Genomic DNA, 22,292 nt, shown 5'->3' with positions numbered 1-22,292 from the left:
GGGGTTTCGCAAGACGTATACGGCATTGTCAGTGGCGTGGTGTGCAATGGATCTCGTGCCCGCACTGGAAGAACCACTGAAAAAGGTGCTCGGCCCCGCCACCGCGAAGGTGATGGCCGAGCATCTCGGCCTGCACACAGTAGGCGACCTCCTGCACCACTACCCGCGCAGATACGAGGAGCGGGGCCAGCTCACGCACCTCGCCGAGCTGCCGATGGACGAGCACGTCACCGTGGTCGCCCAGGTCGCCGACGCCCGCCTGCACTCCTTCGCGTCGAGCAAGGCCCCCCGGGGCAAGGGCCAGCGTCTCGAAGTCACGATCACGGACGGCAGCGGCCGGCTCCAACTCGTCTTCTTCGGCTCGGGAGTTCACAAACCCCACAAGGAACTCCTGCCGGGCACCCGCGCGATGTTCGCCGGCAAGGTCTCCGTCTTCAACCGCCGCCTTCAACTCGCCCATCCGGCATACGAGTTGCTGAAGGGCGACGCCGAGGAGACGGTCGAGACCTGGGCGGGCACCCTGATCCCCATCTACCCCGCCACCGCCAAACTGGAGTCCTGGAAGATCGGCAAGGCCCTCCAGACGGCACTCCCCAGCGCCCAGGAAGCCGTGGACCCCCTCCCGGACTCCCTCCGCGAGGGCCGCGGCCTGGTCTCCCTCCCGGAAGCCCTCCTCAAGATCCACCGCCCCCACACCAAGGCGGACATCGCCGCCGCCCGCGACCGCCTCAAGTGGGACGAGGCCTTCGTCCTCCAGGTGGCCCTGGCCCGCCGCCGCCACGCGGACGCCCAACTCCCGGCGGTGGCCCGCAAACCATCTCCGGACGGCCTCCTCGCCGTCTTCGACGACCGGCTTCCGTTCACGCTCACGGAGGGGCAGGTGAAGGTCTCCAGGGAGATCTTCGACGACCTGGCTACGGAGCATCCGATGCACCGGCTGCTGCAAGGGGAAGTGGGTAGCGGAAAGACAATGGTGGCCCTCCGAGCCATGCTCGCCGTGGTCGACGCAGGCGGCCAGGCAGCCATGCTCGCGCCCACCGAAGTGCTCGCTCAGCAGCATCACCGGTCGATCACCGAGATGATGGGGGAGTTGGCCGAGGGCGGGATGCTGGGCGGGGCCGAGCGGGCGACCAAGGTCACGTTGCTCACCGGGTCCATGGGGACGGCCGGGCGGCGGCAGGCCCTCCTCGACCTCGTCACCGGCGAGGCCGGGATCGTGATCGGCACGCACGCGTTGATCGAGGACAAGGTCCAGTTCCACGACCTGGGCCTGGTCGTGGTCGACGAACAGCACCGCTTCGGCGTCGAACAGCGCGACGCCCTGCGCGGCAAGGGCAAGCAGCCCCCGCACCTCCTCGTCATGACCGCGACCCCCATCCCGCGCACGGTCGCCATGACGGTCTTCGGCGACCTGGAGACCTCGGTCCTTGACCAACTCCCGGCAGGCCGCTCCCCGATCGCCAGCCACGTGGTCCCCGCCGCCGACAAACCCCACTTCCTCGCCCGCGCCTGGGAGCGCGTCCGCGAGGAGGTCTCCAACGGCCATCAGGCGTACGTCGTCTGCCCCCGCATCGGGGACGAGGACGACGACCCCAAGAAGGCCGGTAAGGGCAAGAAGAAATCCCCGGAGGACGAAGCCGAGAAGCGCCCGCCGCTCGCCGTCCTCGACATCGCCGCCCAGCTCGCCAAGGGCCCCCTCCAGGGGCTGAAGATCGAGGTGCTGCACGGCCGTATGCACCCCGACGACAAGGACGCCGTGATGCGCCGGTTCGCCGCCGGGGACACGGACGTCCTGGTCGCCACGACGGTCATCGAGGTCGGCGTCAACGTGCCCAACGCCACGGCCATGGTGATCATGGATGCCGATCGTTTCGGCGTCTCCCAGCTCCACCAGCTTCGGGGTCGCGTGGGCCGTGGCTCGGCTGCCGGCCTCTGTCTCCTGGTCTCCGAAATGCCCGAGGCCAGCCCCGCCCGCCAACGCCTCAACGCCGTCGCCTCCACCCTCGACGGCTTCGAACTCTCCCGCATCGACCTCGAACAGCGGCGCGAGGGCGATGTGTTGGGGCAAGCGCAGTCCGGTGCCCGTACGTCCCTGCGGGTCCTGTCCGTCATCGAGGACGAGGAGGTCATCGCGGAGGCGAGGGAGGAGGCGACGAAGGTGGTGGAGGCTGACCCCGAGCTGGAGCGTCTGCCGGGCCTGCGAACGGCGCTGGACGCGCTGTTGGACGAGGAGAGAGAGCAGTACTTGGAAAAGGGCTAGGGGCACCCACCCAGGGGCGCGGGGCTGTATTGAATATGCGGCTACCGCCGCGTGCGCGCGACCAGCCACACTGATACCTGAAGACGCCCACAAGCAAGGACCCAACATGACCCGCGTGATCGCCGGCGAAGCCGGTGGACGTCGACTCGCCGTGCCGCCCGGCACCGGCACCCGCCCGACCTCCGACCGCGCACGCGAGGGCCTCTTCTCCACCTGGCAGTCCCTCCTCGGCGCCCCCCTGAACGGTGAGCGCGTCCTGGACCTGTACGCGGGCTCGGGCGCCGTAGGCCTGGAGGCGCTGTCCCGGGGTGCGAGCCACACCCTCCTCGTGGAGGCCGACGCCAAAGCCGCCCGTGTCATCCGGGAGAACGTCAAGAACGTCGGCCTCCCCGGCGCCGAGGTCAGGGCGGGCAAAGCCGAACAGGTCGTCCAGACGCCGGCGCCCAGTGAGCCGTACGACATCGTCTTTCTCGACCCGCCGTACGTTGTCGCAGATCACGATCTTCGGGAGATTCTCCTCACACTCCGGTCGGGGGGCTGGCTCGCGCCGGACGCTCTCGTCACCGTGGAGCGCAGCACCAGAGGCGGCGAATTCGGGTGGCCGGACGGATTCGACGCGATCCGGGCCCGTCGCTACGGCGAGGGGACCTTTTGGTACGGTCGCGCCGCCTCTACGTGCGAAGACGCACGATGACCGGACCGGAGAGCGAGGGAACTCAGTTGCGCCGCGCCGTATGTCCGGGGTCGTTCGACCCCATCACCAATGGACACCTCGACATCATCGCCCGTGCCTCCCGGCTGTACGACGTCGTGCACGTCGTGGTGATGATCAACCAGTCGAAGAAGGGCATGTTCACCGTCGACGAGCGGATCGAGCTGATCCGCGAGGTGACCGCCGAGTTCGGCAACATCCAGGTCGAGGCGTACCACGGCCTGCTCGTCGACTTCTGCAAGCAGCGCGACATCCCGGCCATCGTCAAGGGCCTGCGCGCGGTCAGCGACTTCGACTACGAACTCCAGATGGCCCAGATGAACAACGGACTGTCGGGCGTCGAAACCCTGTTCATCCCCACCAGCCCCACCTACAGCTTCCTGTCGTCCTCGCTGGTCAAAGAGGTCGCGCAGTGGGGCGGCGACATCTCCCACCTGGTGCCGGGCGTGGTCCTCGAAGCGCTCACCGAGCGGCTCGGCAAGAGCTGACGGACTGACTGTGCGTCACCCGGTGTCGGGCGGGGCGGGAGTGGTCGTACAGTCGACCCGTCCGTCTCCAACACGTCGGTAGAGAGTGGCGAGCACACGGTGGACGTGCAGAAGAAGCTCGACGAGATCGTCGCCTCGGTCTCCAGCGCCCGGTCCATGCCCATGTCGGCCTCGTGCGTGGTCAACCGCGCCGAGCTGCTCACGCTGCTCGAAGAGGTGCGCGCGGCCCTGCCGGACTCGCTGGCGGAGGCGCAGGAGCTGATCGGCGGCCGGCACGAGATGGTCGAGCAGGCCCGCCAGGAGGCCGAGCGGATCATCCAGACCGCGCACGCCGAGCGCGGCTCGCTGATCTCCGACACCGAGGTCGCCCGCCGCTCGCAGAACGAGGCGGACCGCATCCTCGCCGAGGCCCGCCAGGAGGCCGAGGAGGTCCGCGCGGAGGCCGACGACTACGTCGACTCCAAGCTCGCCAACTTCGAGGTCGTCCTCACCAAGACCCTCGGGTCGGTGGGGCGCGGCCGCGAGAAGCTGCTCGGCACCGGTCCCGGCATCGACGACCAGGGCTACGAGGACGAGGACGCCCCCGAGCGCAGCCACGACCCGGAGACCCTGCGCCGCGACGCCGACGCGTACGTGGACGTCAAGCTCGGCGCCTTCGAGGCGGTTCTCGCCAAGACCCTGGAAGCCGTAGGGAAGGGCCGGCAGAAGCTGCACGGGCGGATCGCCAGCGACGATCTCGGGGCGCTCTCCCTCGACGACGACGGCAACCAGGTCCAGCACACCAGCGACGCCGACTACCTCGCCGACCTCGCGACCGTCACGGACACCCCGGTCTCGGCCACCCCGCTCCAGCCCGAGCAGCAGGACTACGCCCCGCAGGCGGCCTACGACTACCAGCAGACCGCCCAGCAGCAGGACCCGTACGGCTACCAGCAGCAGGGCTACGTCCAGCAGCAGGACCCCTACGGGTACCAGCAGGCCGACCCTTATGCCTACCAGGGCTACGACACCGGCCAGCAGCCCGTGTACGACCCGAACCAGATGCAGCAGGCTCAGGTCGACCCCCAGCAGAACCAGGGTCAGCAGGGCTACGCGCTCGACGAGACGAGTCTCTTCGACACCGGCATGATCAGCGCGGAGCAGCTGCGGGCGTACGAGCAGGGCCGGGGCCTGTAAGGAACCACCGGATTGGGCCGAGAGCGAAAGGTCCAGTACCCTGGTTCTTCGGTCGCGTGTACGTCCGCGATCACCGCTGCCCGGAAGCACCGAAGGGCAGCGCCCCATGAGCTCAGCAGACCGAAAGACAGGGATGGCTCTGAACGCCCGCCTCGACCACCGCAACCCTCTCGTGTTCGACACTCACGAGCTGGGTCGGCGTCCTGGTGCGCTGCAGCGCCTGAACCGTTCGATCGACGCTCCCAAGGATCTCGGGATCCAGGGAGTCATCGGAGTGCCGGAAGGCGCCCCGGTTGAGCTCGACCTCCGCCTTGAGTCGGTCATGGAAGGGGTGCTTGTCACAGGCACCGCCCGTGCACTGGCGAAGGGGGAGTGCGTAAGGTGTCTGGAGCCGGTCGAGCTGTCGCTCGAAGCGGACTTCCAGGAGATGTTCTCGTACCCTGACGCCGACGACCGTGGCCGCGTAAAGGCGGAACCGGTCGACGACGCCGAGGAAGACGAGGACAGGCTCTTCATCGAGGACGGCTTGTTCGACCTCGAACCCGTGCTGCGCGATGCGGTGGTGCTCGCACTGCCGATGCAGCCGGTGTGCCAGGACGACTGTCTGGGCCTGTGCTCCGAGTGCGGAGTACGGCTCACGGACGACCCGGACCACCACCATGACGCCGTCGACATCCGTTGGGCGGCACTGCAGGGACTCGCCGGTTCACTCGAAGACGGCGAGAAGGACGAGATCAGTGGCGAAGCGCCCCGACCGGCGCGCGCCAACGAGAAGCAGGAGAAGTAGCCGTGGCTGTTCCGAAGCGGAAGATGTCGCGCAGCAACACGCGCCACCGCCGGTCGCAGTGGAAGGCTGCGGTCACCCCTCTGGTTGCGTGCGAGCGCTGCCACGAGCCCAAGCAGCAGCACATCGCGTGCCCGTCTTGCGGCACGTACAACAAGCGCCAGGTCCTCGAGGTCTGAGCGGCTGGTGAGAGGCTCCATGTCTGACGTCAAGGCGGACTCAATCGCCAAGAACCAGGCGGACACGGCCTCGTCCCCCACGCTGTTGGAAGGGCGGCTCGGGTATCACCTCGAGTCCGCCCTTCTGGTGCGTGCGCTGACCCACCGTTCGTACGCGTACGAGAACGGCGGTCTGCCGACGAACGAGCGGCTGGAGTTCCTCGGGGACTCCGTGCTCGGTCTCGTCGTCACGGACACGCTGTACACCACCCACCCCGACCTGCCCGAGGGCCAACTGGCCAAGCTGCGGGCCGCGGTGGTCAATTCTCGTGCGCTGGCGGAGGTCGGTCGCGGTCTGGAACTCGGCTCCTTCATCCGGCTCGGCCGCGGTGAAGAGGGCACGGGAGGCCGGGACAAGGCGTCCATCCTCGCCGACACCCTGGAAGCGGTGATCGGCGCGGTCTATCTCGACCAGGGCCTCGACGCGGCCTCCGAACTGGTGCACCGCCTGTTCGACCCGCTCATCGAGAAGTCCTCGAACCTCGGTGCCGGCCTGGACTGGAAGACCAGTCTCCAGGAGCTCACCGCGACCGAGGGGCTCGGTGTCCCCGAGTACCTGGTCACGGAGACCGGCCCCGATCACGAGAAGACCTTCACTGCTGCCGCCCGCGTCGGAGGCGTCTCGTACGGCACCGGCACCGGCCGCAGCAAGAAGGAGGCGGAGCAGCAGGCCGCCGAGTCCGCCTGGCGGTCCATCCGGGCCGACGCGGACGAGCGCGCCAAGAAGGCGAAGGAGGCGGCCGAGCAGCCCGCCGAGGTCGCCGACGAGGCCGCCGAGCAGCCTGCCGAGGGAAGCGCCGACACGTCGTCGGCGTCCGCCTGACCGAACAGCGCGACCCGAGCGCCCGTCCCCACCGAGGGGCGGGCGCTCGGGTCATTCACCCGTCGTCACAGGGGATGCCATGCCCGAGTTGCCCGAGGTCGAGGTCGTCCGACGCGGTCTGGAGCGCTGGGTCGCCCAGCGCACCGTCGTCGACGCCGAGGTACTGCATCCGCGTGCGGTACGACGCCATGTCGCCGGCGCCGACGACTTCGCGCACCGGCTCAAGGGGCATCGGATCGGCACCCCGAGCCGGCGCGGCAAGTACCTGTGGCTGCCGCTGGAGGACACCCACCAGGCGGTGCTCGCGCACCTCGGGATGAGTGGTCAACTCCTGGTCCAGCAGCACGAGTTCCCCGATGAGAAGCACCTGCGCATCCGGGTCCGCTTCGCCGACGCTCTCGGTACCGAACTCCGGTTCGTCGACCAACGCACCTTCGGCGGGCTGTCGTTGCACGACACCACCCCGGACGGGCTGCCGGACGTCATCGCGCACATCGCGCGTGACCCCCTGGACCCCTTGTTCGACGACGAGTTGTTCCACCAGTCCCTGCGCCGCAAGCGCACGACCATCAAACGGGCCCTGCTCGACCAGTCGTTGATCAGCGGAGTCGGCAACATCTATGCGGACGAGGCCCTTTGGCGGGCCCGCGTCCACTACGAACGCCCGACCGCGACCTTCACCCGCCCGCGCACCGCCGAACTCCTGGGCCACGCACGGGATGTGATGAACGCGGCCCTCGACGTGGGCGGCACCAGTTTCGACAGCCTGTACGTCAACGTGAACGGGGAGTCGGGCTACTTCGACCGCTCGCTCGACGCGTACGGCCGCGAGGGTCTGCCGTGCCGGCGCTGCGGTACGGCGATGAACCGGCGGGCGTGGATGAACCGGTCCAGCTACTTCTGCCCCAAGTGCCAGCGGGCGCCGCGGAGTTGACGGACCCCCGCGGGTCTAGACGGCGCCGCGCGTCTCGTCGTAGCGCGTGCGGGCGGCGAGGACGTCGTCCATGCGGGACTCCATGAAGTCGACGAGCTCCGCCAGGCGCTCGGCGATGCCGCGGCCGAGCGGGGTCAACTCGTAGTCCACGCGCGGTGGGTTGGTCGGCTGGGCCTCGCGGTGGACCAGGCCGTCGCGCTCCAGGGCGTGCAGGGTCTGCGAGAGCATCTTCTCGCTGACGCCGTCGACGCGGCGCCGCAGCTCGTTGAAGCGCAGCGAGCCGTCGTGCAGCGCGCACAGGGTGAGTCCGCCCCAGCGGCCCGTGACGTGCTCCAGGGTGCCTCGGGAGGGGCAGGCCTTCGCGAAGACGTTGTACGGGAAGTTCTGCTCCTCCGTACGCTCCTGGGTCGTGTCCATGCCGCCAGGGTACGCGAACACAGCGCTAACCAAAAGGGAGCACTAACCGTTGGTTAGCGCTCCCTGTCGGTGTACCTGTGGTGTCCTACGGCGTCGGACCGGGACTAGTACCCGAAGTCCTGCGTCCACCAGGGGCCGCCGGCGCCGAGGTGCACACCGACGCCCAGGGTCTTGAAGTCGCAGTTCAGGATGTTGGCCTTGTGGCCGGGGCTGTTCATCCAGGCGTCCATGACCGCGGCCGCGTCGGCCTGGCCGCGGGCGATGTTCTCGCCGCCGAGGTTGGTGATGCCGAGCTTCTCCGCCCGGTCCCACGGGGTGGCCCCGCTGGGGTCGGTGTGGTCGAAGAAGTCCTCGTCGGCCATCTGCGTGCTGAAGTTCTCGGCCAGTTCGGTGAGTGAGCTGTTGGCCGCCACCGGGCTGCAGCCGACGAGCACGCGCTGTTCGTTGACGAGCTTGAGCACCTCGGCCTCGGCGGCGGCCTCCGCGGAGACCGTCACCGGCGCGGCGGCGGACTGCGTGGGCGCCGGAGTGGTGGGCTTCGCCGAGGGGGCCTTGGTCGTCGGCTCCTCGGTCGGGGTGGCCGCCGGCTTCTTCGTCGGGGCCTTGGTGGCGGGCGCGGTGGCGGACTTGGTCGGAGCCGCCGACGGGGAGGCCGCGCGGTTCGCGTCACGGCTCGTGGACGAACCGTCGTCGCGGGACTCCGCGTTGCCGGAGGTGCCGCCCTGCTCGGTCGCCGAGTTGGACGGCGAACCGGCCGCCTGCACCTTGTCGGAGCCGCCGCCACCGCCGAGCTTGTAGTTGTCCAGCCCCGGCATCGCACCCGCGGCGACCGCCACGGTGCCGATGGCCACCGCGGCGGAGACACCGAGCAGACCCGTCTTGACCGGCGTCACGCTCTTGCGCTTACGACGGCGACCGCGGCCCGGGCGTGAGCCGTCGCCCCGGGAGGCCGCGGCGCCCGCCGCCTCGGGGAAGACCACGGCGTAGTCCTCCTCGGTGGCGAAGAGGTAGGCCTCGCTCTTCCGGCGGGAGTCGGCCTTGAGGCGGGACTCGGCCTTCAGACGGGCTTCGCTCTTCGGCGGGACGGCGTTCCCGTTCGCGTGGACCCGGTGGTCGGAAGGGCCCTGGTGGTTCGTGTGGGGCTGGTGGTGCGGGTAGAACTCGGCGGGACCCTCCGGGTGGAGATAAGGAGCCATCCCGATCGTGGAGCCGTCCGCCGGGTTCCAGTCGGAGCGGTCGTTCCGGTCGAAGCGGTCGTTCCAGTCGTACGAGTCGTGCGGGTCGTAGCCGCTCGTGTATGAGCCGTGCGTCTCTGTGACCCCCGTGGCGCGGCTCGTGGCGGCGCGGCCGGCGGCGGAGCGTCGGTGGCGTCCCATGTCCTTGCCTTTCGTCCTTGCGGTCAACTCGTCCGTGCGGTGACCCAGCTCACTCGATCGAGTGAGTTTCATATGAGATTCATTGGGGCGGACGGTACCGCATGCCGGGAGGGGAGCAAGTGTCCCGAGAGACATTGGCCGGTTAGGTTGCAGCCATGAGCGAGGATGTGCGGATGGTCGCCTGGGTGCGAGGGCGTGTGCAAGGTGTGGGTTTTCGGTGGTTTACCCGTGCCAAAGCCCTGGAGATCGGCGGCCTGAGTGGTTTTGCTCTCAATTTGGGCGACGGGCGCGTCCAAGTGGTCGCAGAGGGATCGCGCGAGGGCTGCCAAGGACTCCTCGACTGGCTCCAGGGTCACGACACGCCCGGGCGCGTGGACGGCGTCACCGAGATCTGGGACACACCTCGCGGCGGCTACGACGGCTTCGCGATCCGCTGAGCACAAACTGCGAAACGGTGTAAAGCTGCCCTGGCGGAAGCGGAGGGACATGCCACCGGCAGCTGCCCACAGCAGAAATGACCTGGTGGTTGCCAAGAACGGCTCGCTCTGGCAGGCTCCGCACCTAAGGATGATCGCCACACTTGGAAAGGCCCCGCAGGAGTCGCAACGCCGCCCGGTCAGGGTCGCGTGCCCCCGGGTTGCCGCCAATACGGGGTGTGATCGTGTTGACCGTCAAACTTTTTGGTGAGACTCTGAAAGCCCCGCGCACCTTAGCTGTTTGGCATGGAAGAACAGCAGAGCAACACCCAGGATTGTCAAGCACCGCGGGTGCGATTCCCTCACGACCCACACCGCTTCGGTCGGTCACTCAGTGTGGAGGACCATCCATCATGGCAAAGGCGCTTCTCGGTTACGTCGGCGGCTCCGACCCGCGACTCCTCGCCGAGATGCGACGGCTCCAGCAGCGCGTCCAGGACCTGGAATCCGAGCTCGTTCGGATCCAGGAAGAGAACGACGCGCTGACGGCTGCCGCAACTCACGATTCGCTTCTCGAGCTCGACGCACGCCAGGCGGAGCCCGCGCTCACCTGATCACTGCGACGCATCACATGACAAGCAGTGGTTGGGCGGCCTGCATCAACCGCTAAATTGTCAGAGTTTGCAAGGGACGCTTCGGCGTCCCTTCTTTCTTTCCCCCGCATGCCTCCACCCTCTTTAACGTTTGGTGTGCCCTGCACGTTCAAGGGCGAAACCGCGGGGAACCGGACGTTCATGGAGAGAGCGAGCGGCGGAAGGTAGAGTCCAGCGGCGTGCACCTCAAGGCCCTGACCCTGCGGGGGTTCAAGTCGTTCGCCTCGGCGACCACGCTCCGGTTCGAGCCGGGGATCACGTGCGTCGTGGGACCGAACGGCTCGGGCAAGTCCAATGTGGTGGACGCGCTCAGCTGGGTCATGGGCGAGCAGGGCGCCAAGTCGCTGCGCGGCGGCAAGATGGAGGACGTCATCTTCGCCGGCACCACCGGCCGCCCCCCGCTGGGCCGCGCCGAGGTGTCCCTCACCATCGACAACTCCGACGGTGCGCTGCCCATCGAGTACGCCGAGGTCACCATCACGCGGATCATGTTCCGCAACGGCGGCAGCGAGTACCAGATCAACGGCGACACGTGTCGCCTCCTCGACATCCAGGAACTCCTCTCCGACTCCGGCATCGGTCGCGAGATGCATGTCATCGTCGGCCAGGGTCAGCTCGACTCCGTGCTCCACGCCGACCCCATGGGCCGCCGCGCCTTCATCGAGGAGGCGGCCGGCGTCCTCAAGCACCGCAAGCGCAAGGAGAAGGCCCTCCGCAAGCTGGACGCGATGCAGGCCAACCTCGCGCGCGTGCAGGACCTGACGGACGAACTCCGCCGCCAGCTCAAGCCCCTGGGCCGCCAGGCCGCGGTCGCCCGCCGCGCGGCCGTCATCCAGGCGGATCTCCGAGACGCGCGCCTGAGGCTGTTGGCCGACGATCTCGTACGACTGCGCCAGGCGCTGAACACCGAGATCGCCGACGAGGCCGCACTGAAGGAACGCAAGGAGGCCGCAGAACTGGAGCTGCGCAAGGCCCTCCAGCGCGAGGGTCACCTGGAGGACGAGGTACGGCAGCTCACCCCGCGCCTCCAGCGCGCCCAGCAGACCTGGTACGAACTGTCCCAACTGGCCGAGCGGGTACGCGGCACGATCTCGCTGGCCGACGCCCGCGTGAAGAGCGCCACCTCGGCACCGCCTGAGGAACGGCGGGGCCGCGACCCCGAGGACATGGAGCGCGAGGCCGCCCGCATCCGCGAGCAGGAAGCCGAACTCGAAGCAGCCCTTGAGGCGGCCGAGCACGCCCTGGAGGACACGGTCGCCCACCGCTCCGAACTGGAACGGGAGTTGACGACCGAGGAACGCCGCCTGAAGGACGTTGCCCGTTCCATCGCAGACCGCCGCGAGGGCCTCGCCCGCCTCAACGGCCAGGTCAACGCGGCCCGTTCACGCGCGGCCTCCGCCCAGGCCGAGATCGACCGCCTCGCCTCCGCCCGCGACGAGGCCCAGGAACGAGCGGTCACCGCACAGGAGGAGTACGAGGCCCTCCAGTCCGAGGTCGACGGCCTCGACGCCGGCGACGCGGAACTCTCCGACCAGCACGAGCAGCTCAAGCGCCAACTGTCCGAGGCAGAGGCCGCGTTGACGGCAGCGCGCGAGGCGTCGACAGCAGCAGAACGCAAACGAGCCGCCACCCAGGCCCGCCACGAGGCACTGGCGCTGGGTCTACGGCGGAAGGACGGCACCGGGATACTGCTCGGCGCACGGGACAGGCTCACCGGTGTTCTGGGTCCGGCGGCGGAGCTGCTGACGGTAACCCCGGGCCACGAGGTAGCCCTCGCGGCAGCCTTCGGCGCGGCGGCGGACGCGATCGCCGTGACAACTCCGGCATCGGCAGCAGACGCAATCCGCTTGCTGCGCAAGCAGGATGGGGGCAGAGCAGCGCTTCTGCTGGCAGGAGCCCCGGACGATCCAACACCGGGCACGGGCACCCCCCAAAGGGGCGCGGGGAACGGCGCGACCAGCCACGACGAGCCCGCAGACAACAGACAACCCTTCGCCGCCGATTTCGTCCGCGCCCCCGCCGAACTCATGCCCGCAGTCCGCCGCCTCCTCCACAACTACGTCGTGGTCGACACCCTCGAAGATGCCGAGCAACTCGTATACACCCACCCCGAGTTGACCGCGGTCACCGCCGAAGGCGACCTGCTCGGCGCCCACTTCGCCCACGGCGGCTCCGCCGGCGCCCCCAGCCTCCTCGAAGTCCAGGCCTCCGTAGACGAAGCCGCAGCCGAACTCGAAGAACTGGCAGTCCGCTGCGAGGAGTTGGCCGACGCACAGCAGACCGCAGGCGAGCGCCGCAAGGAAGCCGCCGCGCTGGTCGAGGAGTTGGGGGAGCGCCGCCGAGCCGCGGAGCGCGAGAAGTCGGCCGTGGCACAGCAGTTGGGACGCCTGGCCGGGCAGGCACGCGGCGCTGCCGGAGAAGCCGAGCGATCGACCGCGGCGGCGGCACGAGCGCAGGACGCCCTCGACAAGGCCGTAGAAGAGGCTGAGGTTCTCGCTGAACGGCTGGCTGTTGCTGAGGAGATGCCGGTCGAGGAGGAGCCCGATACCTCTGTGCGGGATCGGCTTGCCGCCGATGGGGCCAATGCTCGGCAGACCGAGATGGAGGCGCGGCTTCAGGTCCGTACGCATGAGGAGCGGGTCAAGGGGCTTGCAGGGCGGGCCGATTCGCTGGACCGGGGTGCCCGAGCGGAGCGTGAGGCGCGGGCGCGGGCCGAGCAGCGGCTCGCGCGGTTGAGGCATGAGGCCGCCGTCGCCGAAGCCGTTGCCTTCGGGGCGCGGCAGTTGCTCGCGCACGTCGAGGTGTCCCTCGCCCGCGCCGACGAGGAACGCACCGCCGCCGATGCCGCCAAGGCGCGCCGCGAGCAGGAGTTGGCCGCCGCTCGGAACCAGGGGCGTGACCTCAAGGGCGAGCTCGACAAGCTCACCGACTCCGTGCACCGGGGGGAGGTGCTCGGGGCCGAGAAGCGGATGCGGATCGAGCAGTTGGAGACCAAGGCGCTGGAGGAGTTGGGGGTGGAGCCGGCGGGGCTCGTCGAGGAGTACGGGCCGCATCAGCTCGTGCCGCCCTCGCTCGCCGCCGAGGGCGAGGTGCTGCCCGATGATCCGGAGGATCCGCGCAACCAGCCCCGGACCTTCCACCGCGCGGAGCAGGAGAAGCGGCTCAAGTCAGCCGAACGGGCGTACCAGCAGCTCGGCAAGGTGAACCCGCTCGCGCTGGAGGAGTTCGCGGCGCTGGAGGAGCGGCACAAGTTCCTCAGCGAGCAGCTGGAGGACCTGAAGAAGACCCGCGCCGACCTGCTTCAAGTGGTGAAGGAGGTCGACGAGCGCGTCGAACAGGTCTTCACCGAGGCGTACCGGGACACGGCCCTGCAGTTCGAGGGGGTCTTCAGCCGACTGTTTCCGGGCGGCGAGGGCAGGTTGATCCTGACCGACCCCGACAACATGCTGACCACGGGGGTGGATGTGGAGGCCCGCCCGCCCGGCAAGAAGGTCAAGCGGCTCTCCCTGCTCTCCGGCGGTGAGCGGTCCCTGACCGCCGTAGCGCTGCTGGTGTCGATCTTCAAGGCCCGGCCCAGTCCGTTCTATGTGATGGACGAGGTCGAGGCGGCGCTCGACGACACCAACCTGCAGCGGCTGATCCGGATCATGCAGGAGCTGCAGGAGGCCTCGCAGCTGATCGTGATCACCCACCAGAAGCGCACGATGGAGGTCGCCGACGCGTTGTACGGCGTCTCCATGCAGGGCGATGGAGTGTCGAAGGTCATCTCGCAGCGCCTTCGCTAGATCCGCGCCTCCGCCAGAGTTGCGTGCGCCTCCGCTGGACCTTCACTGCGCGTTCAAGTCTTGAACGTATGGCTGTCACCTGTGGGGTTGGATTTCACAGGGGACCCCCTATTGACTTCGAAACTTGAAGGCATAGTCTCTGCAACGTTGCTTTTACCTTCAGGTGGTGGGCAGCGGGAAGCTGTGCGCCACTGGAAGGGTCGCCCCCCCACCCCGGCAGCGACGCCGGTGGCCTCAGGAGTTACACGTGACCAGCACTGCGCAGGCACCTCAGTCAGGAGCCGGGTCGGCTCATCCCGAACATCTCGCGCACGTCATCTTCATCGCGGCGGCGGCCGCGATGGGCGGCTTCCTCTTCGGCTACGACAGTTCCGTGATCAACGGAGCCGTCGAGGCGATCCGTGACCGCTACGACGTGGGCTCGACGGTCCTGGCGCAGGTCATCGCCATCGCCCTGATCGGCTGTGCCATCGGCGCGGCGACGGCCGGCCGGATAGCCGACCGCATCGGCCGTATCCGCTGTATGCAGATCTCCGCCGTGCTGTTCACCGTGAGCGCCGTCGGTTCGGCGTTGCCCTTCGCGCTCTGGGACCTCGCCTTCTGGCGGGTCATCGGCGGTTTCGCCATCGGTATGGCCTCCGTCATCGGCCCGGCCTACATCGCCGAGGTCTCCCCGCCCGCCTACCGTGGCCGGCTCGGCTCCTTCCAGCAGGCCGCGATCGTCATCGGCATCGCGATCTCGCAGCTGGTCAACTGGGGCCTGTTGAACGCCGCCGACGGCGACCAGCGCGGCAAGCTCATGGGCCTGGAAGCCTGGCAGGTCATGCTCGGCGTCATGGTGATCCCGGCCGTCCTCTACGGCCTGCTCTCCTTCGCGATCCCCGAGTCCCCGCGCTTCCTGATCTCCGCCGGCAAGCTGGACCGCGCGCACGACGTGCTGCGTGAGGTCGAGGGCGACGACGTCGACCTGGACGCCCGCGTCGCCGAGATCGAGCACGCGATGAAGAGCGAGCACAAGTCGACGTTCAAGGACCTGCTCGGCGGTGGCGGCTTCTTCTTCAAGCCGATCGTCTGGGTCGGCATCGGCCTCTCGGCCTTCCAGCAGCTCGTCGGCATCAACGTCGCGTTCTACTACTCCTCGACGCTGTGGCAGTCGGTCGGCGTCGACCCGACGCAGTCGTTCTTCTACTCCTTCACCACGTCGATCGTGAACATCATCGGCACCGTGATCGCCATGATCTTCGTGGACCGCATCGGCCGTAAGCCGCTGGCTCTCATCGGTTCGGTCGGCATGGTCGTCGGTCTCGCGCTGGAGGCCTGGGCCTTCTCGTACCACCTGGTCGACGGCAAGCTGCCCTCCGCGCAGGGCTGGACCGCGCTGATCGCGGCCCACGTCTTCGTCCTCTTCTTCGCCCTGTCCTGGGGTGTCGTGGTCTGGGTCTTCCTCGGCGAGATGTTCCCGAACCGCATCCGCGCCGCCGCCCTCGGTGTCGCCGCCTCCGCACAGTGGATCGCCAACTGGGCCATCACCGCGAGCTTCCCGTCCCTGGCCGACTGGAACCTCTCCGCGACCTACGTGATCTACACGGTCTTCGCCGCGCTCTCCATCCCGTTCGTCCTGAAGTTCGTGAAGGAGACGAAGGGCAAGAGGCTGGAGGAGATGGGCTGACCGGCCCCAAGAACCGGGTCCCGTGAGCTGGGACCCCATGAACTCGGGGAGACGGGCTCCATCCCCCGCCGCCCGTCTCCCCGAAACCACCCCTCAGTCACCAGATGAGGACACCGCCGCCGATCTCCCGGGCCCGGAGAGCGGCGGCTTCGATGTTGTCCAGGCGGCTCTCGACCAGGTCGGGACGCTCCCCGACCGCCGCGGCGACGGCTTCCAGATGCTCCCGCAGCAACGCCAGCTCGCGCAGGAACTCCGGTACGTCCGCGGCCTCGACGTACAGGTCGCTGGAGGCCAGCACGGGAAGGTACACGCAGCCCAGCGCGCGCACGGGCGGCGAACCCCACACGGTCTCGCGCCAGTTCTCGAAGCCGGCCGAGTCGTTGCACCCCTCCGGAACGTCGAGCACGTTCCACTGGCCGTCCGCGTCACGCAGGAACACATCCACAGCCAAGGTCATGACCGCAGTGGACCACCGGTGGAGCGGCCGGTCCACCGGTTGCGGGTAAAGGTCACTCTCCGAATCGGGGTCACTCCCCGAGCCGCGGCAGCACCCGTTCCGCGAACAGCCGCAGGCTGCGCCACCCCTCGTCCACCGGCATCCCGCCCGACAGCGGATGCAGGACGAGGTTGTCGAGCCCCAGCGCCACACACGCGTCCGGCGTGAGGATGCGGTACACGCCCTCCGCGCGCAGCTCCGCCACGGTCGTGGCCCCCGATTTCACCGCCGAGCGGATGTCACCGGACTGCCAGGAGGCGTACGTCCGCGCCTCGTGCAGGAAGTGCGCCCCGTACTCGGCCCAGGCCCGGTCCGGGTCCTCGGCGATGTGCAGCAGCGGGGTCTCGGCTCCCGGCATCATGGTCCAGCCCTCGGTGCCGTACTCGACGAGCCGGTCCTTGTAGTACGCCTCCAGGTCGGGCAGGTGCGCGCTGGGGAAGAAGGGCAGGCCCAGCCGGGCGGCCCGACGTGCGGCCGCCTTCGAGGAGCCGCCGACCAGCAGCAGGGGGTGCGGGTCGGAGAAGGGGCGCGGGGTGACCCGTACGGTACGGCCGCGGTACTCGAACTCCTCGCCGGACCACGCCTTCAGGACCGTCTCCAGCAGCTCGTCCTGGAGCCTGCCCCGGCGTTTCCAGTCCACGTCGAACTGCGCGTACTCCTCGGGCCGGTAACCGATCCCGGCCACGGTCACCAGTCGGCCGCCGCTCAGCAGATCGAGTACGGCGATGTCCTCGGCCAGTCGCAGCGGGTCGTGCAGCGGGCCGATCACCGCCGAGACGGTCACCGCGATGTGCCGGGTCGCGCCGAACACCGCGCCCGCGAAGGCGAAGGGCGAGGGCAGCCAGTTGTTGGCCACGCCGTGGTGCTCCTCCGTCTGCACGGTGGTGATCCCGTGCTCGTCGGCGTACGCGGCCATCTCCAGGGCGGCCCGGTAGCGGGCGCTCAGCGAGGCGGGGGTGGCACCGGGTTCGACGAGGTTGAAACGTACGACCGAGACGGGCATGGGAGGTCCCCCTTCGTCTGTGGCGGGGTCGTGTGTGGTGGGGGACGGTAGCTGACGGTGCATCAGATGGCCATGGTCATGACTGTGACCATCCGGGCGCCTCCGCGTGCGACGAGTCGGGAGGCGCGCGACGACCCGGCCGCGCCCGCGCTGGGCCCCGGCGATGGCCATGGCTGATACTGGGTGGGTTATGGAAACCGTCATCCTTGCTGTAGTCATCGCCGTGGTCGTGCTCGGTGCGCTCGGCGGGCTCGTCGTCGGCAGCCGGCGCAAGAAGCCGCTGCCCCCGCCGCCCACCTCCGTGCCCGACATCACCGCCCCGCCGGCCGAGCCGCACGTCGGCGACGAGGCCGAGACCCCGCGCGACGAAGCGCGCCGGACCATAGAGGAGGTGGATCTTCCGGACGGTTCGGCCCCGGCCGCCGTCGAGGAACCCCCTGTCCTGGACGTCCCCGTACTGGATGTCCCCGAGCCCACCGCAGGCCGACTCGTCCGGCTGCGTTCGCGGCTCTCCCGCTCGCAGAACGCGCTCGGCAAGGGGCTGCTCACGCTCCTGTCGCGCGAGCACCTCGACGAGGACACGTGGGAGGAGATCGAGGACATCCTCCTCACCGCCGACGTCGGCGTCGCCCCCACCCAGGAACTCGTCGACGGCCTGCGCGCCCGCGTGAAGGTGCTCGGCACCCGCACCCCGCAGGAGCTGCGCACGCTGCTGCGCGAGGAGCTGCTCAAGCTGGTCGGTACCGATGTCGACCGGACCGTGAAGACCGAGCCGGAGGATCGCAAGCCGGGCATCGTGATGGTCGTCGGGGTCAATGGCACGGGCAAGACCACCACCACCGGGAAGCTCGCCCGGGTGCTCGTGGCCGACGGGCGGACCGTCGTGCTCGGTGCCGCCGACACCTTCCGGGCCGCCGCCGCGGATCAGTTGCAGACCTGGGGGGAGCGGGTCGGTGCGCACACCGTGCGGGGGCCCGAGGCCGGGGATCCCGCCTCCGTCGCGTTCGACGCGGTGAAGGAGGGCAAGGAGATGGGAGTCGATGTCGTCCTCATCGACACGGCCGGGCGGTTGCACACGAAGACCGGGCTCATGGACGAGCTCGGGAAGGTCAAGCGGGTTGTCGAGAAGCATGCGCCGCTTGATGAGGTGTTGCTGGTGCTCGATGCGACGACCGGGCAGAACGGGCTTGTGCAGGCGCGGGTCTTCGCCGAGGTTGTCGACATCACCGGGATCGTGCTGACGAAGCTGGACGGCACGGCCAAGGGGGGCATCGTGATCGCCGTTCAGCGTGAACTGGGTGTTCCGGTCAAGCTGATCGGGCTTGGTGAGGGCGCGGATGATCTGGCGCCGTTCGAGCCGGAGGCGTTTGTTGACGCCCTTATCGGCGACTGACGCTCCGCGGGTTGGGCGGTTCTTTGACTGCCGGTCGGTGGGGGCTGGTCGCGCAGTTCCCCGCGCCCCTTTGGGGCGCGTTGTAGCCGCCCCCCCCTTCGAAAAAGTGCCCTTCTCCAGCTTGGAGAAGGGCACTTCGTCGTCTACGACCTACGCGCGCGACCTGTGTGCCACGTACGCCAGCGTGCCCAGGAGCAAGCGGGCCGCCGGGGGCTTTGTCGCCGAGTCGAGGGCGGGGGAGCGGAGCCAGCGGACCGGGCCCAGGCCGCCCTGGTCTGAGGGTGGGGCCGTGATGTGGGTGCCGGGGCCCAGGCCTCGGAGGTCGAGGGAGGTGGGGTCGTCCCAGCCCATGCGGTAGAGGAGGGAGGGGAGTTCGGCGGCCGCGCCGGGGGCGACGAAGAAGTGGGCGCGGTGGTCGGGGGTCGCCGTGACCGGGCCGAGCGGGAGGCCCATGCGTTCCAGGCGGGCGAGTGCGCGGCGGCCGGCGGGTTCGGCCACCTCGATCACGTCGAAGGCGCGGCCCACCGGCAGCATGATCGCGGCACCCGGCAACTCGGCCCAGGCGTCGGTGACTTCGTCGAGGGTCGCGCCGACTCGCACCTCCGGCGCGAAGGTCAGTGGATGTGCGCCCGGCGCGGGGCAGTTGGTGTCGCCGCAGGAACACGCGCCGCCCGCCGCCCGTGCGCCGGCGACCACGTCCCAGCCCCAGAGGCCGGTGAACTCGGCCACCGCCGTGCACTCCGACGCGCGGCCGCGGCGGCGCGTGCCGGACCGGATGTCGCGGATGGTCCGGCTGCTGCCGATCGTGAAGCCCATGCCCCCTCCAACGGGTCCAACGCACCGGTGGTTACGAGACGGATGCGTGTCGTCACTCTGTGTTCACGCCTGCCCCGCGCCGCGTGGTCCAGGCAGCGTCCGGGAGTGCCGTGGGTGGTGTGTTCGACAGTGCGCGCCCCTGCGTGCACCGCTGCGCCCACCTTTGGTCGTCCTATGTCAAGTGAATCGTGCGCGGGCAACCGTAGGTTCATTCGAAGGGGTGGCGAATGGTGGCGTTTCCGGGATCGCCGTGGCTGGACGGGTGATCGTAGGATTACTTTGAGTGCACAAGTCCTCGGGGCACATGCGCTTGTGGGTATGCCGGAGGCAACTCGTCATCTCGTTCGAAGGGTGACAAGTGCGGGACGGGAAGCCGTATTTACCGGCATTCTGATAGGGCTTGGCGCACAGCGGCGACAAGTGGTTCCAGGGATGGGGGCGTTCCAGTGGGCGGCAACGGCGGAAGCGGGACAACCGCGGCCAGTACGGACAAGCGCCCCAATGAGCTGCTCGGCTCGTGGTTCGTGCGCAGCGGCTGGTCCAAGGGTGAGCTGGCGCGTCAAGTGAACCGCCGGGCGCGGCAGTTGGGGGCCAATCACATCTCCACGGACACCTCGCGGGTGCGCCGCTGGCTGGACGGCGAGAACCCGCGCGAGCCGATCCCGAGGATCCTCTCGGAGCTGTTCTCCGAGCGCTTCGGCTGTGTCGTCTCGGTCGAGGACCTGGGCCTGCGCGCGGCCCGCCAGGCACCCTCCGTGTCCGGCGTCGACCTGCCGTGGACCGCCCCGCAGACGGTGGCCCTGCTCAGCGAGTTCTCGCGCAGCGACCTGATGCTGGCCCGGCGCGGCTTCCTCGGGGCCTCGCTGGCCCTGTCGGCGGGACCGTCCCTCATCGAGCCGATGCAGCGCTGGCTCGTCCCCGGCCCCTCGGCCCACCCGTCGGAGCCCGAGCCCGCGAGCGCCTCCCGGCATCAAGGGCGGCTCTCCCGGCCCGAGTTGGAGCTGCTGGAGTCCACCACCGCGATGTTCCGCAAGTGGGACGCCCAGTGCGGCGGCGGCCTGCGGCGCAAGGCGGTCGTAGGACAGCTGCACGAGGTGACCGACCTCCTCCAGGAGCCCCAACCCGAGGCCACCACGCGGAAGTTGTTCAAGGTGGCCGCCGAACTCGCCGAGCTGGCCGGGTGGATGTCCTACGACGTGGGGCTCCAGCCCACCGCCCAGAAGTACTTCGTCCTCGCGCTGCACGCCGCCAAGGAGGCGGGCGACAAGCCGCTCGGGTCGTACGTGCTGTCCAGCATGAGCCGGCAGATGATCCATCTCGGGCGGCCCGACGACGCGTTGGAGCTGATCCACCTCGCGCAGTACGGCAGCCGGGACTGCGCCAGTCCGCGGACCCAGTCGATGCTGTATGCGATGGAGGCCCGTGCCTACGCCAACATGGGCCAGCCCGGGAAGTGCAAGCGGGCGGTCCGGATGGCCGAGGACACCTTCGGGGACGTGGACGACTGGGACGATCCGGACCCCGACTGGATCCGTTTCTTCTCCGAGGCCGAGCTGTACGGCGAGAACTCGCACTCCTATCGCGACCTCGCCTACGTCGCCGGCCGCAGCCCCGCCTACGCCTCGCTCGCCGAGCCCGTCATGCAGCGGGCGGTGGACCTCTTCGCCAAGGACGACGAGCACCAGCGGTCGTACGCACTCAATCTCATCGGCATGGCCACCGTGCATCTGCTGCAGCGCGAACCCGAGCAGAGCACGGTGCTGGCGACCGAGGCGATGACCGTGGCCAAGAAGGTGCGCTCGGAGCGCGTCAACACCCGTATCCGAAAGACCGTCGACACGGCCGTCCGTGACTTCGGCGATCTGGCCGAGGTCGTCGACCTCACCGACCGGCTCGCGATCGAGCTGCCGGAGACCGCCGAAGCGGTCTGACCACCCCGAACCCCGGCCGCGACGGCCGTCCCCCGATGTCCGACTCGGCTCCCCCATGCCCAGTCATCGGGACGGCGGTCGCGGCCGGTCCGCCGGTCCGGCGGGGTCCCGATCTTGGTAAAACCTTTTCGCTTGATCGCTTGTGCCGACCGCGAGGACGTCGCCAAAGTAAAGCTCCGCCGCCGTCGATCATGGGTGGCGGAGTTTCGAACGGCGGCACGGGGCCGCCGTTCCTGACGTATACGGGGATTCACACATGGCCAAGAGGCTATTCGCGGTTGCCCTTGCAACGGGTGTCCTGTCGAGCGGGCTGATCGCCGCCACCGCCACCGACGCGTCGGCGATCGACACCAAGACGTACACCAAGCCCTACAGCAAGAGCGCGAACTTCTACTCCAAGCCGCTCGGGCGCTGCGTGAAGACGACGCTCTCCGGCAAGGTCACCTTCAAGCACTACTACTACAAGCAGCACGGCGCCATCTCGGACGCCTTCCTCGGCGTCAAGCTCATCAACCCGACGATGCACACCACCGTGCTGACCAAGTGCACCGGCGGCAAGAGCGCCACCGTCACCAAGATGGCGATGACGCAGCGCTGGTACGAGAGCACGAAGTGCAAGCTCAACGTCGCGATCGCCGCCGGCTACCAGTGGACCGTCGCCGTCACCCCCACCGTGGAGTGCGGCCGGCGCAAGGCGGGCACCCGGGCCACCACGTACGGGGTCAAGGCGAACAACTACACCCAGAGCAACAGCGGCCGTCCGGTCGGCTTCAACGGTGAGGTGCACATCAAGTACAACACCGCGCTCTGCCTCTCGGCGCGGACCACGGTGACCGCGTACATCAACAACAAGTCCGACTCCGGGACCAACACCATCAAGGCCTGCGTCAAGGTCTGACGTAGATTCGGAAGTCAAGGGGGCGGGCGCCGAACGCGCCCGCC

20 protein-coding genes are annotated in these 22,292 nt (G+C 69.0%); 15 read left to right on the top strand and 5 right to left on the bottom strand.

Annotated elements, in window-relative coordinates; translation table 11 throughout:
* Positions 1-46 precede the first annotated feature (46 nt).
* The 8 genes from recG to mutM all read left to right on the top strand — a co-directional run bounded on the left by recG (position 47) and on the right by mutM (position 7,395).
* Positions 47-2,260 (top strand): ATP-dependent DNA helicase RecG, encoded by a 2,214-nt coding sequence (recG, locus tag ACIBK4_RS01500; protein WP_398991062.1) that lies wholly within the window; start codon positions 47-49, stop codon positions 2,258-2,260.
* Between the two features lie 106 nt (positions 2,261-2,366).
* Positions 2,367-2,954, top strand: a complete 588-nt coding sequence (gene rsmD, locus ACIBK4_RS01495) for a 16S rRNA (guanine(966)-N(2))-methyltransferase RsmD (RefSeq protein WP_398991060.1) — start codon at positions 2,367-2,369, stop codon at positions 2,952-2,954.
* Entirely contained in the window at positions 2,951-3,460 is a 510-nt protein-coding gene (gene coaD, locus ACIBK4_RS01490; RefSeq protein ID WP_398991058.1) for a pantetheine-phosphate adenylyltransferase, read from the top strand. The genes rsmD and coaD overlap by 4 nt, the downstream gene beginning before the upstream one ends.
* Positions 3,461-3,559: 99 nt before the next feature.
* On the top strand, positions 3,560-4,636 hold the full coding sequence (locus ACIBK4_RS01485; protein WP_398991056.1) for an ATP synthase F0 subunit B: 1,077 nt from the start codon (positions 3,560-3,562) through the stop codon (positions 4,634-4,636).
* Between the two features lie 133 nt (positions 4,637-4,769).
* Complete coding sequence (locus ACIBK4_RS01480) at positions 4,770-5,423, top strand: DUF177 domain-containing protein (protein WP_266776768.1); 654 nt, start codon at positions 4,770-4,772, stop codon at positions 5,421-5,423.
* A gap of 2 nt (positions 5,424-5,425) precedes the next feature.
* Complete coding sequence (gene rpmF / locus ACIBK4_RS01475) at positions 5,426-5,599, top strand: 50S ribosomal protein L32 (RefSeq protein WP_015657589.1); 174 nt, start codon at positions 5,426-5,428, stop codon at positions 5,597-5,599.
* Between the two features lie 19 nt (positions 5,600-5,618).
* Positions 5,619-6,461, top strand: a complete 843-nt coding sequence (gene rnc / locus ACIBK4_RS01470; protein WP_398991053.1) for a ribonuclease III — start codon at positions 5,619-5,621, stop codon at positions 6,459-6,461.
* Positions 6,462-6,540: 79 nt separating this feature from the next.
* The gene (mutM, locus tag ACIBK4_RS01465; protein ID WP_398991051.1) at positions 6,541-7,395 is read left to right on the top strand and encodes a bifunctional DNA-formamidopyrimidine glycosylase/DNA-(apurinic or apyrimidinic site) lyase; all 855 of its coding nucleotides are present in this window, start codon (positions 6,541-6,543) and stop codon (positions 7,393-7,395) included.
* A gap of 15 nt (positions 7,396-7,410) precedes the next feature.
* Here the strand turns inward: mutM and ACIBK4_RS01460 are convergent, their stop codons facing one another.
* Both ACIBK4_RS01460 and ACIBK4_RS01455 read right to left on the bottom strand, forming a co-directional pair.
* Complete coding sequence (locus ACIBK4_RS01460) at positions 7,411-7,812, bottom strand: winged helix-turn-helix transcriptional regulator (protein WP_398991050.1); 402 nt, start codon at positions 7,810-7,812, stop codon at positions 7,411-7,413.
* A gap of 104 nt (positions 7,813-7,916) precedes the next feature.
* Positions 7,917-9,188, bottom strand: a complete 1,272-nt coding sequence (locus tag ACIBK4_RS01455) for a CAP domain-containing protein (protein WP_398991047.1) — start codon at positions 9,186-9,188, stop codon at positions 7,917-7,919.
* 155 nt (positions 9,189-9,343) lie between these two features.
* Between ACIBK4_RS01455 and ACIBK4_RS01450 the strand changes: the two genes are divergently transcribed.
* The 4 genes from ACIBK4_RS01450 (at position 9,344) to ACIBK4_RS01435 (ending at position 15,711) form a co-directional block, all read left to right on the top strand.
* Positions 9,344-9,625: an acylphosphatase gene (locus tag ACIBK4_RS01450; RefSeq protein WP_398991045.1), complete on the top strand. Its 282-nt coding sequence runs from the start codon at positions 9,344-9,346 to the stop codon at positions 9,623-9,625.
* Between the two features lie 392 nt (positions 9,626-10,017).
* Positions 10,018-10,218 carry a hypothetical protein gene (locus ACIBK4_RS01445; RefSeq protein WP_019068749.1) on the top strand — a complete coding sequence of 67 codons (201 nt, stop codon included), beginning with the start codon at positions 10,018-10,020 and terminating at the stop codon, positions 10,216-10,218.
* Between the two features lie 218 nt (positions 10,219-10,436).
* The gene (smc, locus tag ACIBK4_RS01440) at positions 10,437-14,042 is read left to right on the top strand and encodes a chromosome segregation protein SMC (RefSeq protein WP_398991043.1); all 3,606 of its coding nucleotides are present in this window, start codon (positions 10,437-10,439) and stop codon (positions 14,040-14,042) included.
* 247 nt (positions 14,043-14,289) lie between these two features.
* Complete coding sequence (locus tag ACIBK4_RS01435; RefSeq protein ID WP_398991041.1) at positions 14,290-15,711, top strand: sugar porter family MFS transporter; 1,422 nt, start codon at positions 14,290-14,292, stop codon at positions 15,709-15,711.
* A gap of 97 nt (positions 15,712-15,808) precedes the next feature.
* On the opposite strand, the gene ACIBK4_RS01430 is transcribed toward ACIBK4_RS01435, so the two are convergent.
* On the bottom strand, positions 15,809-16,168 hold the full coding sequence (locus tag ACIBK4_RS01430; RefSeq protein WP_398991039.1) for a hypothetical protein: 360 nt from the start codon (positions 16,166-16,168) through the stop codon (positions 15,809-15,811).
* Between the two features lie 70 nt (positions 16,169-16,238).
* Complete coding sequence (locus ACIBK4_RS01425) at positions 16,239-17,210, bottom strand: LLM class flavin-dependent oxidoreductase (RefSeq protein ID WP_398991037.1); 972 nt, start codon at positions 17,208-17,210, stop codon at positions 16,239-16,241.
* Between the two features lie 190 nt (positions 17,211-17,400).
* On the opposite strand from ACIBK4_RS01425, the gene ftsY reads away from it, so the two are divergent.
* A complete protein-coding gene (gene ftsY / locus ACIBK4_RS01420) occupies positions 17,401-18,603 on the top strand; it encodes a signal recognition particle-docking protein FtsY (protein ID WP_366434071.1) in 1,203 nt (400 codons plus the stop codon).
* Between the two features lie 150 nt (positions 18,604-18,753).
* On the opposite strand, the gene ACIBK4_RS01415 is transcribed toward ftsY, so the two are convergent.
* Positions 18,754-19,419: a bifunctional DNA primase/polymerase gene (locus tag ACIBK4_RS01415; RefSeq protein ID WP_398991035.1), complete on the bottom strand. Its 666-nt coding sequence runs from the start codon at positions 19,417-19,419 to the stop codon at positions 18,754-18,756.
* A 446-nt stretch (positions 19,420-19,865) separates the two neighbouring features.
* On the opposite strand from ACIBK4_RS01415, the gene ACIBK4_RS01410 reads away from it, so the two are divergent.
* Both ACIBK4_RS01410 and ACIBK4_RS01405 read left to right on the top strand, forming a co-directional pair.
* Complete coding sequence (locus ACIBK4_RS01410) at positions 19,866-21,350, top strand: hypothetical protein (RefSeq protein WP_398991033.1); 1,485 nt, start codon at positions 19,866-19,868, stop codon at positions 21,348-21,350.
* Positions 21,351-21,606: 256 nt separating this feature from the next.
* On the top strand, positions 21,607-22,248 hold the full coding sequence (locus ACIBK4_RS01405; protein WP_398991031.1) for a hypothetical protein: 642 nt from the start codon (positions 21,607-21,609) through the stop codon (positions 22,246-22,248).
* Positions 22,249-22,292 lie beyond the last annotated feature (44 nt).

The organism is Streptomyces sp. NPDC050528 (genome assembly GCF_044457795.1).
Classification (GTDB): Bacteria; Actinomycetota; Actinomycetes; order Streptomycetales; family Streptomycetaceae; genus Streptomyces.
This window is presented reverse-complemented; position numbering and strand designations above follow the sequence as displayed.